Here is a 15,639-nt window from a genome sequence, read left to right as displayed (position 1 = left end):
GGAAAATCAGAAACATAAATACAGATAAATATATGGAAGGAATACACCGTGAGTATAAATAAAAACCTTTTTGATGCTCTCCCAATCGGCTTTTTCAACTGCCTGGCAAGCGGCAGCAGCAACCGCATTTATTCGGACTGTCTTCTGCTCATTTATCATGAGTATGACCGGGAGATCACCTACCGCATTGCCCGCAGCCGCATCCGGGATGCGCTTGCCATCTATCTTCTGGAGAATCACATTGATTATTTGGACGATGAGATGACAACCGACCGGAATTACAACCAGCTTGCCAATTCCGTGATCCGCAAATTCTGCTCGAAAGAGGTCGGATGGCTGGAGGAGGACACGGACGATGCGACGTATGAGAAGCATATCATGATGACGGAGCAGGGCGTCTTTCTGGCAGAATTTCTCCAGAAGATGATGAAGCCGGAGTGGGAAGAATTTTCAAGTTATATTTTCAATATTTATAATATTTTGCAGAATCCCGACCAGTGGGAACCGGATATCTATGTCAATGCGCTGCGCTCGGTCTACCGCAACGCGAAACAGCTCTCCGGTGCGCTCAAGCGCCTGGCGACCTTTATCAAAAAAATCATCGAGCGGATGGTGCGCGAGGAAAGCCTGGAAAGTCTGACCGAGAACGTCCTCGAATACTGTGAGGGCGATTTTATCCGCGAGTACGCGCGTCTGACAAAACAGCAGAATATTCATATGTACCGTTCCTTTATCCGGTCAAAGCTGGAAGCGATGCGGAACCGGCAGGAGCTGTTTGAGGGTCTGGTGGCGGGATGCGCGAAGGAAGAAGAACTGGAACACATTGAGGCGGAGAATAAGGTGCTGGATATGATCCAGACGATTCTGCAGTTTTTCTCAGTCGATTACGACCAGATCATGCGGGATATCAAGCATAAAATTAATATCTATTTACAGATTGCGATTGGACGCGCGAGATTTCTTCAAAACCGGGACAGCGATGTGCGCGGGCATGTCGAGCAGACGATCCGCGTGATTGCGGCGGAGATGAACACACTCGGTTGGAAGGAAGAACTGCCGGAGTCGATGAACGGGTTGTTTTTGCTGGAAAATAATGAGTTTATCGATACTGACTCGATCCGCTATCCGCGACGGGAGCAGATGATCCGCGAAGCAACCTATGCAAAGCTGGAAGAAATGACACAGGAGGACATCGATCGTGCGAGGAAGGCACAGGAGAGGGAGGCAGAGAACCCGTATTCGAAGGATAAGATGAAGAATTATCTGGAGGCGCTTTTAGGAGATCGGACGGAGATATCCAGCGAGGAGGTTCCGATGAAGAGCAAGCGGGATCTTTTAAGCGCGCTCTCGGCGGTTGCCTATGGTTCGGAAAATGGGTATGAGATACAGGCGGAGGATGGTTATCTGGAAACGCAGCAGATGCTTCTGCGGCGCTTTAAAATCGAACGCCGGAAGGAGAAATAAAACATGGGATTTGAAGAAATATGGAATGAATATACATCCTCTGAGAAGGACATGTTCCAGAAAAGTGTCAGGCGTCTTCTGAAGCAGACCTTTATCGTGCGCGACCGTGACGAGGACAGCAAAAAAGCGTACTATTTTGTCTCCAAGCGTTCGGAACCATTTTCGGCGTACCTGGGATATATCGGATATGATATTGTAATTGACCGGGAAAATGGCGTGATTATGCTGCAGAACTGCCGGGATCTCGGCGAGAATGGAAAACTGCAGATCAACCATGTGACACTCAAAAAGATGGAGAGTGTGGTTTTATGCTGCCTCTGGACTCTTTATGCGGACCGGGTGCGTTCTGGAAGTCTTTCGAAAAATATTGAGATTTCGGTGACCGATCTGCGCTATGAGATGGAAAAATATGGCATTCGGGATCAGATTGACAAGAGCAGTTTTGCATCGATTCTGACGCTGTTTACCAAATATCAGCTTCTGCAGGTGATTGGAAAGCTCGGCGAGGAGGACTGCCGGATCTGTCTTTATCCGTCGATGCAGTTTGTGCTGGAACCACAGGAGTTTGGCAAATTTGTGGAAAATGTCAACCGGCGGATGCAGGAAAAGTGGAGCCGTGAGGACGAATGGGAAACGGAGCTGACAAAAGAGGAGGAAGACGGCGATGAAGAATCAGACGATCATGAATAGGAAATCGGCGAAAAAACTTTTGATGGTCCAGTGGTCGCGTTTCCAGAATGTCTGTATCGAGCTGGAAGGTTCGACCCTGGTGACCGGTGTCAACGGAAGCGGAAAATCGACGGTGCTTGATGCGATGACCTATCTCCTGACGGGCAACACGCAGTTTAACAAGGCGGCGAAGGACCGAGACCGGACGGTGCTTGGCTATGTGCGCGGCGACACGCGCAGTAATGGTGAGGCGCGTTATTTGAGAAATGGCAGCGTTGTCAGCTATATTGCGATGGAATTTTCCGATCCGACGCTGGGAGTGCCGCTCACGGTTGGAGTATGCATTGAGTCTCCAAGTGAGTCTGGCAAGCCGGTCAGCAGCTGGTTTATCTGTCCTGGGGCGGCGATTGACGATATCGATTTTACACGGATTGAGGGAAATGCACTCCGCATCACGCCGAAAAATGAGCTGACAGTGAATGGCGAGGCGATGAAGCTTTCCTCTTTTATGGGACGGGACCGCGGCACGGAGGCGGTACTCCGGGCACTGGGACTCCGCGTGGACGCAGTCAAATACCGGACAAAGCTTCTGAAAATGATGGCATTTAACCCGGAAAATAATATCGACCAGTTTATTCAGGACTGTGTCCTGGAACCGGGAAAAGTCCAGTCGCTGGAGGAACTGCGCGAGCAGAAGCGCCAGTTTGAGCGCCTGCGGGAACTCTATGAGAGTCTCAGACAGGGCAAAATCCAGCTCGAAGAGGTGCTTCGCCAGAGTGATGAATACGAGAAGAAAAAGCGGGTACTCCGCATCCGGGAGCTGATGCTTTCGTATCAGGCGCTCCGGGAGAAGGAAGAGGAAGAAAAGCAGACGAAAAACCGTTATCAGGCTTTAAAAGACCAGTACGGGCGCCTGACCGAGCGGGCGGGAGAGCTCGCAAGACAGCAGGAAGCCGCACAGGAACGCCTGCGAATTGCAGAAAATAACGATATGGTCAAGGGAATGCAGGAAAGCCTGGATTCCCTGAAACGCCAGATCGAGGAAGCGGATCGTGAGAAAAAGAACTGGGAGGACAAGCTGGCGCAGATTTTGAAATTGAAGAAGAAGATAAGCGCGCTTATCAAGCTTCTGGAAGCAGATCTTCCGTCCTTATCCTCGGAAAACACCTATCTGGAGACATTGGAACAGGCGGATGGGGAGACGGCGAAGAAGCGGGAGGCGTTTGACGCATTCCGCGAGAAGGTGCACCGTCAGGACGGCATCTATGAGGAAAATAAGATCCACCTGCAGGATCAGTGTAAAGAGCGCGAAAAAGAGATAGGGGCGCTGCAGGAGAAGATCCGCCGTCTGGAATCGAATATCCTTGTGTTCCCGGCGGAGGTGGAAAATGCCCGGAATAAGATTCAGAGAGGGTTAGAAAAACAGGGTATCCAGACAGAGGTCCACATTTTTGCCGAATTGGTCCAGGAGGTGACCGCTCCGGAGTGGAGAAAGGCGGTTGAGACATTTCTGGGAAGAAAGCGTTTCTATATCATCGTGGACGGCGCGCACTGCCATAAGGCGATGCAGATTTTACAGAAAGAGCGGATCTATGATGGAAATGTCGTGATCACGGATAAGCTTCCAGAAACAGAGGCGGTGGAAGGTTCCGCGGCGGAGATTCTGCGGATCCCGAACGTCTATGCGAGACGTTACGCCAATTATCTGTTAAACGGCATTCATCTATGTGAAAACCTGGAAGAGCTGCATGAATACCCGAAGGGCGGACTCATGCGGGATGGCATGCTGGCGAAGAGCTATGCGGTTGCGATGATGGATATGAGACGGACCGAGCTGTGTCTCGGCGCAGACGCGATCCGCTGCCAGCTGGAACAGTCCAGAAAAGAACTGGAAGAATTACAGGTGGTTCAGCGGGCCGATAAAGAGGCACTTTCACAGGTTATCAAATACCGTGATGCGATCAAGGAGATCGACTGGGACGGCGGACACTACGATTTTGGCGCGGCATATGGGCTGAGGGACTGCGGAAAGCGCAGGGACAGCCTGGTAAAGGACCGCGAGGAGATCGAGGCAAATCCGGACTTTACCGCAGTCCTGAAAGAACTGGAGACGGCGGGACGGCTGGCACGCGAGGCAAATGAGAGTGTGAACCAGAACCAGAGTGAGCTCGGCGGCTGTAAGAATGATTTAAAGGGCTGCGAAGGAACACTGGGCCGTATCAGCACGGAGATCTATTTATGCCAGAAGGCATATGAGGAAAAATGCCTTGTCAACATGGAACTCAAAGAGGTGATGCTGGAGGAATATAACCGCGAAAGCGAGAAGCGCGGCACGATCCGCGTGACGACACAGCTTTCCATCGACAAGAGCAAAAATATGCTGGCAGAGCGGGAGCGCCAGCTGGAGGACGCACAGCTGGCGTATTGCCGCCTGGCGGGAATCGACGTCGGAAAGCGCGGCATCGGTTACATCCCGTGGTACCGGGAAGAATACCGGAACCTGGCGCACGTCAAGGTGGAGGAAGCCCAGCAGAAGCTGCAGGAGCAGGCAGGACGACTGGAGAGCGCGTTTATGAACGATTTCGTGGCGGAGATTGACGAGAATGTCCGCGAGGCAAAACGTGAGATGGACGCGATCAACCGCGAACTGCGCCATATGCCGTTTGGCAACGATACCTACAAGTTTGTGATGAAAGAAAAGCCAGACCGCGCTCTCTTCTTCCGCATCTGCAGGCGTCTGGAAAAATATATGAGTTCCCCGCAGGTCTATATGAATTCGGCGCGCGACGACGAGGAGATGGAGAATGATATTCAGGAGTTTATGAGTATCATTCTGGCGGAAGAAGATGAGTGGGAATACACGGATTACAGGAGATATTTCTCTTACGATATGGAGATCAGCAGCCGTCAGGGACAGACTGAGATCACGGCAGAGTTATCAAAAAAACAGGGTTCCGCCAGCAACGGCGAGAAGCAGACCCCGTATTTCATCATTCTGGCGGCGAGTCTTTTGCAGTGCTACCCGGCAAACACCTGCTGCGCCCGTCTGGCATTCATCGACGAGGCATTCTCGGCATTGTCGAGAGAGCGGATCGAGCAGATGGTCCGTTATTTCGAAGAAAATCACTTCCAGGTATTCTATGCAGCCCCGCCGGAGAAGATCAACAGTATCGGTCAGTTCATCGATTCAACCGTCAGCCTGATCGTGACAGGACGGTATACGAATGCGGTAGAAGGATTGGTGAAGCAGGCATAGGAAACGAGGAGAAAAAATGGCGGATCGGAAAGAGTGGAAAGAACAGCTTTTAAGTAAATTGCTGGATCAATACGAAAAAAGCGTCACCTACGCCGGTGAAAACAAGGTAAAACAAGTGTTTTCGGTCAAACCATCCGATATTTTCAAGGGCTACAACAAAGATTTTCTCCCGCCGGAACAGTTTTTCCAGGAAAAAGAATTTGAACGACTGATCCGTCAGATGGAATCGGAGGGACTTATTCATGTAGTTCCTCCGAATACTGGTATTCTCCGTCAGATCTGTGCTGTCCCGGAACGCTGGGAAGATTACTATGCCTGCCTGAACCGGACAGAAAAGAATATTCTAAAAAAACGGCTGGAAGAGGTTTATCATCGCTTCTGCCAATGCGATTTATTGGAGGCATATGGAAAAGAAAAGCTTCAGACACTGAAAAACAGCCGTGCGAGAAAGCTGGATGAAAAGAAGGTAGAAAAAGAGATAACCGAGGCAGAAGCTATCTGGAATCTGGTGCAATTTTTAAAAGAAAATCAGGAAAAGCAGAGAACTACGCTGGAGCGGGAAATGTCAGAGGCAGTTCTGCATGACAGTAAACAGTGGGAAAAGATATACCGGAAAAAGGTGTGTGGAATTTTGGAGTACACGGGGCGGTATGATGAACCGCTTGCGGAGCTGGAAGAAGAACGGGAGCGGCAGACGGCGCTTCTGGAGGAATTTTACATTTATTCCAATCCGGCGTATATCTATCTGAAAGGGGATGCGCGGATCTGCCTTGAAGATGGACGCGAACTTCGGATTTATCACGATCTGCCGATGTCGATCCCTTTTGAGACATTCCAGAAGGCAAAAAGCATCCACATCCGGGATGCAGCGCTGATGACGGTGGAAAATCTGACCTCGTTTCATCGGCTGGAGCGGGAACACATATTTTACCTGTTTCTGAGTGGTTACCATACCCGCACGAAACAGGCGCTTTTGCAGCGGATCGCCAGAGAAAATCCGGGACTTTCCTGGTATCATTTTGGAGATCTCGATCCAGACGGTCTGGCGATCGCGGGACATCTGATCCGAAAGACGGGACTGCCGTTTCAGCTGTGCGCTATGGGCGTGCAGGAATTGCAGCGGTTTCAGACATATGCGAAGCCATTGGAAGCACCCGATCGGGCGAAGGCGGAAGCGATGATAAAACAGGGCAGCAGCTATGCGGGAATATTGCGGTATATGTTGGAGCACAACTGTAAATTGGAGCAGGAGATTATAAGCTGGCAGGAGACGAGATTGGAGAGCTTTCTGTAAAAAGAATCTTTTCGGTTCAATCCGGATTTTTATATATGATATGATAAAGACAAAGTGAAAGGAATGCAGCGTCTATGGAAAAACAGGAAAAAGCCTACAAAGGCGTCATCGAATATTTCAAGAACCGCATCATGGCGGGCGAGCTGCGTCCGGGGGAGAAGCTTCCTCCGGAGCGGGAGATTGCGCAGATGCTGGAAGTCAGCCGCAATTCCGTCCGGGAAGCGCTGCGGATCATGGATATGACGGGAGTGATTTCCTCCCAGCAGGGATCGGGGAATTACATCACTTGTGAATTTCAGAAAAGCATTGCGGAGACGATGGGGATGATGTTTGCTATGTCCCAGATTAATTATCAGCAGATCAGCCAGATCCGCTATGCGCTGGAACAGCAGGCGTTTGCCCTGGCGGTTGAACATGCGTCGGAGAGCCAGATGGACGCGCTGGAAGAACTGGTAAAACGTCTTGACCGGAGCATGGACGAGCAGGAAAACGCCCGGATTGACAAACAGATCCATTTTACACTGGCGCTGGCGTCGGGAAATGTGCTGCTGCTCAATATTTTAGAGGCGTGTTCCGGCGTGATCGATACCTTCATCCGGAATATGCGCGCGGAAATTCTGCGGACAAAAGAGGCGAAAGAAGCACTGAATCTCTGTCACCGGCAGATTGCGGAAGCGCTGCGGAACAAAGATAATGCAGCGGGGAAGGGTGCACTGGACCGGCATTTCCGGATGATAGATGAAATTTTGGAAAAACATGAAAAAACACATTCTATGTGAAAAGATAAACAATCGTTGACAACTAGAACGCAGCCCACTATACTAACGAATAAAGAAAATTGGTTCTACCAAAATTCTTTTTCTTTTCAATAAATTGGTAGAACCAATATGCGGATTAAAAATTCTTTACATCCATCATTTAAAGATTTTTACAAAGCATCCATATGAAGGAGGAAACAGAATGAAGATTCTTGTCTGTATCAAACAGGTACCGGAAAGCAATAAAGTAGAAGTCGATCCGGTTACCGGCGTGCTGAAACGAGACGGCGCGGCTTCGAAGATGAACCCATACGATCTGTACGCGCTGGAGACGGCGTTCCGGATCCGGGAAGAAGTGGGCGGAAGTGTTCACGTCATTTCCATGGGACCGCCGCAGGCGCAGCAGGTGATCCGCGAGGCATTTGCGATGGGCGCGGACGGCGGAACGCTTTTATCGGATCGCAAATTTGGCGGTGCGGATGTACTGGCGACCAGCTATACACTTGCGCAGGGCATCAAGAGCTGCGGTGATTTTGATCTGATCCTCTGCGGCAAACAGACAACGGACGGCGACACCGCGCAGGTTGGTCCGGAGATCTCCGAGTGGCTGAATATCCCGAGCGTGGCAGATGTTGTCAGGATCAATCAGATTGATGAGGACGGCATCACCGTCAGCATGGATCTGCCGGAAGAGGTCGAGGTGGCGAAAGTGCAGTTCCCGTGTCTCTTAGCCGTTGACAAGGACATTTTCCAGCCAAGACTTCCTTCGTATGTCCGGAAAATGAACACGAAAGACCGTGAAATCCGGATTCTTTCCCTGGCGGATATGGATGATAAAGACGCGATGCACTATGGACTCAATGGTTCCCCGACGCAGGTTCAGCGCATTTTCCCACCGGCTGTCAATGACAAAAAGGAAATGTGGGACGGAAGCGGCGAAGAGCTGGCGGACCGGCTGTATCAGAAGATCGTGGATATGAAATTCGTGTAGGAGGTGGAATCATGGCTGAGTTAATCATACATCAGGACAAAATCCCGGATAATCAGGAACTTATCAAGCTCTGTCCGTTCGGGGCGATGGAAGAAAAAGACGGAAAGGTGACGATCAGCGCCGCCTGTAAAATGTGCCGTCTCTGCGTGAGAAAAGGTCCGAAGGGCGCGGTTGAATATGTAGAAGACGCGGTAAAACCGAGCATCGATAAGAGTGCATGGAAGGGCATTGCCGTTTACGTAGATCACGTGGATGGAAAGGTGCATCCGGTTACATTGGAGCTTCTTGGAAAAGCAAGAGAACTTTCCAAGGTAACGGGATATCCGGTTTACGCCCTGTTTATGGGAAATGGAATCGAAGCGGCTGCACACGAACTGCTTCATTATAATGTAGATAAAGTATTCGTCTATGATGCACCGGAACTGGCACGTTTCCAGATCGAGCCGTACACGGCTGTTTTTGAAAACTTCATCCAGACAGTAAAACCATCGTCTATTCTCGTCGGTGCGACCACGGTCGGCAGACAGCTGGCGCCGCGTGTGGCTGCCCGTATGAAAACAGGTCTGACCGCGGATTGTACGATCCTGGAAATGGATGAAAATACTGATTTATCCCAGATCCGACCGGCTTTTGGCGGCAATATCATGGCGCACATCAAGACCCCGAACCACCGTCCGCAGATGGCGACCGTGCGCTATAAGATCATGAACGCACCGGAGCGTGCCGAGAAAGAGAGCGGTGAGATTGTGGTCTGTACAATTGAGAAGGAAAAACTGCTTTCCCACGTGAGGGTTCTGGATATCGTAGAAAAGCCGAAGGAAACCTTTATCGAAAATGCTGACGTCCTGGTGGTAGCCGGACGAGGCGTGAAGAAGCCGGAAGATTTGAAAATGCTGGAAAAACTGGCAGATCAGCTTGCCTGCACCCGTCCGATGGTGGAAGCCGGATGGCTGGATGCCAAGTGCCAGATCGGTCTGAGTGGCCGTACGGTCCGCCCAAAACTCATCATCACCTGCGGCGTGTCCGGTGCGGTCCAGTTTACTGCCGGCATGAATCACGCGGAGACGATCGTCGCGATCAATAAAGATCCGAAAGCGCCGATTTTCAAGACGGCACATTACTGCCTGACTGGTGATCTCTATGAGATTCTCCCGAGACTGATTGAGAAGATTGAGATGGGAAGATAAAGATTCACAGGAAGGAGAGCAGGATATCATGGGAAATTACAAGAAAATAGATAAAGATGATATTTTATATATAAAAAACACAATTCAGGATGACGAGCGTGTCCTCGTAGGTGAAAATATCAACGAAGAGTACAGCCACGATGAGCTGAGCGGCACCAGCAGTTATCCGGATGTGGTGGTAAAGGCAAAATCAGCCGAAGAGATCGCGGCGATCATGAAATATGCATACGAAAATACGATTCCGGTGACACCGAGGGGCGCCGGAACGGGTCTGGTTGGTTCTTCGGTTCCGATGGAACATGGCATTATGATCGATACCACCCTGATGAACCAGATTCTCGAATTGGATGAGGAAAACCTGACGGTCACGGTGGAACCGGGCGTCCTTTTGATGGAATTGTCCGCCTATGTAGAAGATCACGATTTCTTCTACCCGCCGGATCCGGGTGAGAAATCAGCGACCATCGGCGGCAACATCAGCACGAATGCGGGCGGTATGCGTGCGGTCAAATACGGTGTGACGAGAGACTATGTCATGGGGCTGGAAGTGGTTCTGCCGGATGGCACGATCACTCAGTTTGGAGGCAAAGTCGTAAAGAATAGTTCAGGCTATGACTTGAAAGATCTGATTATTGGTTCCGAGGGAACGCTTGGCTTTATTACCAAGGCGATCTTAAAGCTTCTGCCGCTTCCGAAGCGTGTCATCAGCCTTCTGATCCCGTTCCCGACCCTGAAACAGGCGATCGACACCGTCCCGGTTATCATCAAATCTAAGACGATCCCGACCGCGATCGAGTTCATGCAGCGGGAAGTGATTGAAGACGCCGAGGAGTATTTAGGAAAAGCGTTCCCGGATAAACAGTCGGATGCGTATCTGCTTTTGAAATTTGATGGTAATTCCACCCAGGAGATCGAAGAAGCGTATGACAAGGTGGCCAAGCTCTGCCTGGAACAGGGCGCACTGGACGTGCTGATTTCCGATACCCAGGAGCGTGAGGAATCCATCTGGAAAGCCAGAGGCGCTTTCCTGGAGGCAATCAAGGGATCCACGACTTACATGGATGAGGTCGATATGGTTGTTCCGAGAAGCCGCGTCAATGAGATGGTGACGTATCTGCACGATCTCCACAATGAAATTGATATCCGCATCAAGAGCTTCGGTCATGCGGGCGACGGAAATCTGCACGCCTACATCCTGAAAGACGATTTGAGTGATGAAGAGTGGGAAAAACGGATGTCTGCTGCAATGGAGAAGATCTATCAGAAGGCCCATGAACTCGAAGGTCAGGTGTCCGGCGAGCACGGCATCGGATATGCGAAAAAGCCGTATTTAAGAGAATCCCTGCCGGAGAAGAACCTGGATCTGATGAACGGAATCAAGAAAGTGTTCGATCCGAAGAATATTCTGAATCCGCATAAGGTGGCGCAGAGATAGAAGAAAATAACTGCATTGATATTTTTTTTGAGCACCACGCGGTAAGGCTGATTCTAGGAACTGCAGAAGATTTTTGGCAGAAAAACAGAATAGAACAGCAGGTTTTTGAGAAAGCCACGATCTGAATCAAAGAGTTCAAATCGTGGCTTTTTATAGTTGTTGAACTATTTTATAGTTTATATCTATCGACCTATCTTTTCTTCTTCAACGCCTGCATCACCCGAACCAGCGGAATCGTCTTCCTATAAATCCGTTTCCCACTCTTATTTTCCAAAAATTCCCGAAACGCGCCAATTGCTTTCAAATTCTGGCTCTCATCCGAATTTGAACGGGACCCCGCGCTTGCGTCAATCCCCTTTTTCGGCACCATATACCCGCCGTAGGAATCGCGGAACAGATAGAAATAATCGCGGTCCTCACCCAGCTTTTCAAATTCATTGTAAGCCAGTGTGCTTTCGCGGGTGTTTTTCGGAAGAGAATAGACTTCCAGATGATTTTCACAGAATTCATAGCGGGATGCCGGGAACGGCATGCCGCTTTTTTGGATCTGTTCGGCGAGCTTGTGGGCGGTGTGGTTGGCGGAGCTGTAGGTGCTGGTCGTCAGATAGCAGCCGTAGGCGGCTAAGAGGATGCCCCACCACTCGCTTAGATTGATGATACCTCCGGCGATGAACAGGATGCTTAAAATTGTCCGCGTGATCCGGTTGGAAACGCAGAAGAGATCGTACTGCATCCGGGACAGGGATTCGAAGGTTTTTTCGTTGTGGTGCATTTCTATCTTATAGTAAATCATGGTAAGCCCTTTCATATAAAAAATCAATCATCACCTATATAAAAACAGTATATAGAAGCATAGAAAATATCTTAAGAAGTAGTATACTGTTTCTTCCCTGTTTCCGCAACTGGATCTGTTAAATCTGTAATGTTGATAAAAAATAAACAAGATTGTTACAAAAATATCACACAAAAATCGACTAAAATCGAGAAAAAATTATATAATTTCGACAAAATAGCTTGCCTAATCGTAAAATAAGTGTTAAAATTAGGTAAAAGATGAATAAAGAACCAAAAGCAGAGACGAAGAGATGCGCCATGGTTAGAAACAGCTGGAAAAGACTGTTTTTTAAAAATGGTGCTATTTTTTTGCCTAAATGCTGAAATGGTAATTTATTTAGAAAGTAGTAGAAACTGTTGATGAACCGGTCAGAAAGATGACTGGGGGAGGTTAAGAAAAAGGAGAGAAAACGTATGAGAAAAGTATTATCAGTAGTACTGGCAGCGACGATGGCGATGAGCCTGGCGGCCTGCGGCGGCAGCGGCGCAAAGACTGACACAAAGGCAGCAGACGCAGGAACGGCAGCAGGTGACGAGGCATCTGCAGATGATTACTACATCACCATCAAGTTTTCCAACGTATTCCAGCCGGCAGAGTGGAACTACAAAGCCAGCGAATATCTGGCAGACCTGGTAAAAGAGAAGACCGATGGTCATATCACTCTGGAGTATTACGGACAGAACCAGCTTGACTGCTACGCGGAGTCTGTAGCACAGGCACACAACGGCGCTGTCTGGATGGGTCTGGAGGAGCCGTCCTACTTTGCTGATTACATCGGCGATTACAACGTATTAGTTGGACCGATGCTTTACAAGAACAATGCAGAGTATAATGCAGTGATGGATTCTGATATTGTAAAAGATCTGAATGCAAAACTGGCAAGCGAGCACAACATCCACGTTCTGGATACACATTATTCGTTCGGATTCAGAAGCGTATGTACGAACAAGGTAGTTGAGAAACCGGCTGACTTAAATGGTCTGATCATGCGTTCGACCGAGTCTCCGCTGTTTGTTAAGACGATTACCTGTCTGGGTGCTACCCCGTCTGCAATGAGCTTTACGGAGTGCTTATCTGCTATGTCCAGTGGTGTTGTTGATGGTTTCGAAGGTTCCATCTCCACCCTGAAGGATACAGGTGCTTATGAGTACACCAAGAAAGTTGCAAACACGAACCACTTCATCGCAACCCGTTGGTTATTCATGGCTGAGGACGTATATCAGTCCATCCCGGAAAAATGGAGAAACATCCTGGATGAGTGCTGTGTAGAAGCTGGTAAGTGGGAGCAGGAAAATGCTGAGAACGACGAAGCTTCCATGATCGAGTTCCTGAAAGACAAAGGCGTTGAGTGGAATGATGTAGATGTTGATGCATTCACAGAGGCTTGTGCTCCGGTTTACGACTGGATCGTAGACGAGTACGGCGCAGATCCGGAACTTCACCAGAAGCTGGTTGATTTCCTGAATGACTACCGTGCAAACAACGAATAATGTAAATTATTCCGAACAAATACAGTATTTTAAAGCAATTATGAAATAGTAAAAACGTAACGGTTATCAGAACCGCTGCGGAGAAGAAAGTATATCTGCCCGGGCTGTCAGAACGAAGAAGATTGTCTGAGGTCCGGGCAGGCTTCCGACAAACGTATAGTGCCGGAAATATGAAACTGCTGGTAACTGTTCAGTAGGTCTGCGCATTTACTGCGCTGACCGTACGAAAACATGGGCCAGCAGGCAAAAATCCCATTGCCGTAGGCAATTTTTAATGGATTTTTGCGCGTGACTGTGAAGGTACTGAACAGTTACAACTGCTGGAATGATGACTGTATGACAGAACAGTCGTCGGTTATGCAAAACTGACTGCCATTATGAATGCATGAGGATAGACTATGGAAAAGAAAAAAATCACACTGGGGTCGGTGCTGGTAAACCTGGATGCAATTATTACCTGCGTGACACTGACACTCTGTACAATCGTTGTAAACGCAAACGTCCTTATGCGCTATTTCCTGAAAAGACCGTTGTATTGGTCGGAAGAGGTCGCTACGGGGCTCTTCGTCTGGACCGTCTTTATTGGAAGCGCATATGCGTACCGTAAGCACGCACATCTGGGCGTAGACATCCTGATCAACATTCTTCCGGAGAAGATAAGAAAAGTTGTTAAGGTTATTATGGATCTTCTGGAGCTTGCCACTCTGATTATGCTGACCAGAACAAGTATCCAGTATGTGATGAACACGATGGATAAGCTGACGAATACGCTGCGTGTTCCGAGCTGGTATATTTCCGGCGCGGTTCCGATCGGATTTGGGCTTTCACTGATTTTCTGTATTTACTTTTTGGTTAAGGATATTATCAAGGTATTTAAAGGGAAAGGGGGAAATGACTGATGGGACTCGAATTAATTGAACTCGTTCCGATTTTTATGGTATTTATTCTCTATTTCCTGGGAATGCCGATTGTATATGCGCTGTTTGGTTCAACCTTCTTTTATTTTACATTTATTGATACAACCAGTAAAAACTGGCTGATCTTACAGAAGGTTATGACCTCTACACAGTCGTTCTCGATGTTAGCGATTCCATTTTTCGTTATGGCTGGTTCCGTCATGAACTACGGCGGCATCAGTGACAAGATGATGGATTTCGCGGAAGTGCTGACCGGTCATATGAAAGGCGGTCTGGCACAGGTAAACGTAGTACTTAGTATGCTGATGGGCGGATGTTCCGGTTCGGCCAACGCAGATTGTGCGATGCAGTCCAAGATGCTGGTTCCGGAGATGGAGAAGAGAGGTTACTCCAAGGCGTTCTCCGCAGCGATCACAGCGGCTTCCTCGGCTGCTACACCGGTTATTCCGCCGGGAGTAAACCTGATCGTTTTTACCCTGATTGCACAGATTTCCCTGGGTCGTACGTTTGCGGCTGGTTATATTCCGGGTATCCTGATGGCAATCTCGATGATGATCGTTGTTTCGATTATTGCGCATAAGAGAAACTACCCGACCACCCGTGAAAAATTCCCGTCTCTGAAAGAAATCGTGAAACAGGGTATTACCTCTTTCTGGGGTCTGTTCTTCCCGTTTGGTATCATTCTGGGAATGCGTTTTGGCATGTTTACCCCGTCTGAGGGCGGTGCGGTAGCCGTTCTTTACTGTATTATTATCGGACGTTTCGTTTACAAGAAACTGTCCCTGAAAGAGCATCTGGTTCCGATCCTGCTTGACAGTATCGCCGGTACTTCCAGCGTTGTCCTGATCATGGTTGCAGCGAATGTATTCGGTTATTACATGACCTGGATCAACCTGCCGAGAGTCGTGGCAACTGCTATGTTAAGCCTGACAACCAACAAGTGGCTGTTCCTTATGGCATGCAACGTGATTCTTCTGATTATGGGTATGTTCCTGGAAGGCGGTGCGGCGCTGATGATTATCACACCTCTGCTGCTTCCGGTTGCAAGACAGCTTGGAATCAATGATTACCACTTTGGACTGGTAGCGATCGTTAACATCATGATCGGTGGTATTACACCTCCGTTCGGTTCGATGATGTTCACGACCTGTGGTATCACGGGATGTCCGATCAGTGAGTTCCTGAAGGAAGTATGGCCATTTATCGTGTCCCTTCTGGTTGTTCTTCTGCTTCTGACTTTCTGCCCGTTCTTAATTACATGCGTACCGGATCTTCTGTACGGCGCAGCATAGAAACAGATTGACAAAACGTTAATAAATTGGATATAATAAAGCCTGTGAGAT

At 48.9% G+C, this 15,639-nt stretch carries 12 protein-coding genes; 11 read left to right on the top strand and 1 reads right to left on the bottom strand.

Features of this window, described 5'->3' with window-relative positions; translation table 11 throughout:
* The first annotated feature begins 48 nt into the window (after positions 1-48).
* The 8 genes from DWZ76_RS04730 (at position 49) to DWZ76_RS04695 (ending at position 11,054) form a co-directional block, all read left to right on the top strand.
* On the top strand, positions 49-1,464 hold the full coding sequence (locus tag DWZ76_RS04730) for a Wadjet anti-phage system protein JetA family protein (RefSeq protein WP_118472047.1): 1,416 nt from the start codon (positions 49-51) through the stop codon (positions 1,462-1,464).
* A gap of 3 nt (positions 1,465-1,467) precedes the next feature.
* The gene (locus DWZ76_RS04725; protein ID WP_117796428.1) at positions 1,468-2,154 is read left to right on the top strand and encodes a DUF4194 domain-containing protein; all 687 of its coding nucleotides are present in this window, start codon (positions 1,468-1,470) and stop codon (positions 2,152-2,154) included.
* Positions 2,129-5,389: an SbcC/MukB-like Walker B domain-containing protein gene (locus DWZ76_RS04720; RefSeq protein ID WP_118472046.1), complete on the top strand. Its 3,261-nt coding sequence runs from the start codon at positions 2,129-2,131 to the stop codon at positions 5,387-5,389. The genes DWZ76_RS04725 and DWZ76_RS04720 overlap by 26 nt, the downstream gene beginning before the upstream one ends.
* A gap of 16 nt (positions 5,390-5,405) precedes the next feature.
* On the top strand, positions 5,406-6,683 hold the full coding sequence (locus DWZ76_RS04715; RefSeq protein ID WP_118472045.1) for a Wadjet anti-phage system protein JetD domain-containing protein: 1,278 nt from the start codon (positions 5,406-5,408) through the stop codon (positions 6,681-6,683).
* A gap of 74 nt (positions 6,684-6,757) precedes the next feature.
* Positions 6,758-7,462, top strand: coding sequence for a GntR family transcriptional regulator (locus tag DWZ76_RS04710; RefSeq protein WP_118472044.1), 705 nt, complete (start codon positions 6,758-6,760; stop codon positions 7,460-7,462).
* A gap of 181 nt (positions 7,463-7,643) precedes the next feature.
* Positions 7,644-8,432, top strand: coding sequence for an electron transfer flavoprotein subunit beta/FixA family protein (locus DWZ76_RS04705; protein ID WP_118293258.1), 789 nt, complete (start codon positions 7,644-7,646; stop codon positions 8,430-8,432).
* Positions 8,433-8,443: 11 nt separating this feature from the next.
* A complete protein-coding gene (locus DWZ76_RS04700) occupies positions 8,444-9,619 on the top strand; it encodes an electron transfer flavoprotein subunit alpha/FixB family protein (RefSeq protein ID WP_118472043.1) in 1,176 nt (391 codons plus the stop codon).
* A 28-nt stretch (positions 9,620-9,647) separates the two neighbouring features.
* Positions 9,648-11,054, top strand: coding sequence for an FAD-linked oxidase C-terminal domain-containing protein (locus DWZ76_RS04695; RefSeq protein ID WP_107000143.1), 1,407 nt, complete (start codon positions 9,648-9,650; stop codon positions 11,052-11,054).
* A gap of 190 nt (positions 11,055-11,244) precedes the next feature.
* Here DWZ76_RS04695 and DWZ76_RS04690 read toward each other — a convergent pair whose 3' ends face one another.
* The gene (locus tag DWZ76_RS04690; RefSeq protein ID WP_182431266.1) at positions 11,245-11,847 is read right to left on the bottom strand and encodes a YcxB family protein; all 603 of its coding nucleotides are present in this window, start codon (positions 11,845-11,847) and stop codon (positions 11,245-11,247) included.
* Between the two features lie 455 nt (positions 11,848-12,302).
* Here DWZ76_RS04690 and dctP point away from each other — a divergent pair, with 455 nt between their 5' ends.
* The 3 genes from dctP (at position 12,303) to DWZ76_RS04675 (ending at position 15,588) form a co-directional block, all read left to right on the top strand.
* Positions 12,303-13,379, top strand: coding sequence for a TRAP transporter substrate-binding protein DctP (gene dctP / locus DWZ76_RS04685; protein WP_118472041.1), 1,077 nt, complete (start codon positions 12,303-12,305; stop codon positions 13,377-13,379).
* Positions 13,380-13,777: 398 nt separating this feature from the next.
* On the top strand, positions 13,778-14,278 hold the full coding sequence (locus DWZ76_RS04680) for a TRAP transporter small permease (protein ID WP_118472040.1): 501 nt from the start codon (positions 13,778-13,780) through the stop codon (positions 14,276-14,278).
* Positions 14,278-15,588 (top strand): TRAP transporter large permease, encoded by a 1,311-nt coding sequence (locus DWZ76_RS04675; protein ID WP_182431265.1) that lies wholly within the window; start codon positions 14,278-14,280, stop codon positions 15,586-15,588. Before DWZ76_RS04680 ends, DWZ76_RS04675 begins: the two co-directional genes overlap by 1 nt.
* Positions 15,589-15,639 lie beyond the last annotated feature (51 nt).

Origin of the sequence: Clostridium sp. AF35-15 (assembly GCF_003477745.1) — a bacterium.
In the GTDB taxonomy this organism is placed as follows: Bacteria; Bacillota; Clostridia; order Lachnospirales; family Lachnospiraceae; genus Otoolea; species Otoolea fessa.
This window is presented reverse-complemented; position numbering and strand designations above follow the sequence as displayed.

Bases quoted from the DNA above. Each gene is read 5' to 3' on its own strand.
- DWZ76_RS04680 (WP_118472040.1), top strand. From the start codon at position 13,778: ATGGAAAAGAAAAAAATCACACTGGGGTCGGTGCTGGTAAACCTGGAT.
- DWZ76_RS04700 (WP_118472043.1), top strand. From the start codon at position 8,444: ATGGCTGAGTTAATCATACATCAGGACAAAATCCCGGATAATCAGGAA.
- DWZ76_RS04710 (WP_118472044.1), top strand. From the start codon at position 6,758: ATGGAAAAACAGGAAAAAGCCTACAAAGGCGTCATCGAATATTTCAAG.
- DWZ76_RS04725 (WP_117796428.1), top strand. From the start codon at position 1,468: ATGGGATTTGAAGAAATATGGAATGAATATACATCCTCTGAGAAGGAC.
- DWZ76_RS04695 (WP_107000143.1), top strand. From the start codon at position 9,648: ATGGGAAATTACAAGAAAATAGATAAAGATGATATTTTATATATAAAA.
- DWZ76_RS04720 (WP_118472046.1), top strand. From the start codon at position 2,129: ATGAAGAATCAGACGATCATGAATAGGAAATCGGCGAAAAAACTTTTG.
- DWZ76_RS04690 (WP_182431266.1), bottom strand. From the start codon at position 11,847: ATGATTTACTATAAGATAGAAATGCACCACAACGAAAAAACCTTCGAA.
- DWZ76_RS04715 (WP_118472045.1), top strand. From the start codon at position 5,406: ATGGCGGATCGGAAAGAGTGGAAAGAACAGCTTTTAAGTAAATTGCTG.
- dctP (WP_118472041.1), top strand. From the start codon at position 12,303: ATGAGAAAAGTATTATCAGTAGTACTGGCAGCGACGATGGCGATGAGC.
- DWZ76_RS04675 (WP_182431265.1), top strand. From the start codon at position 14,278: ATGGGACTCGAATTAATTGAACTCGTTCCGATTTTTATGGTATTTATT.
- DWZ76_RS04705 (WP_118293258.1), top strand. From the start codon at position 7,644: ATGAAGATTCTTGTCTGTATCAAACAGGTACCGGAAAGCAATAAAGTA.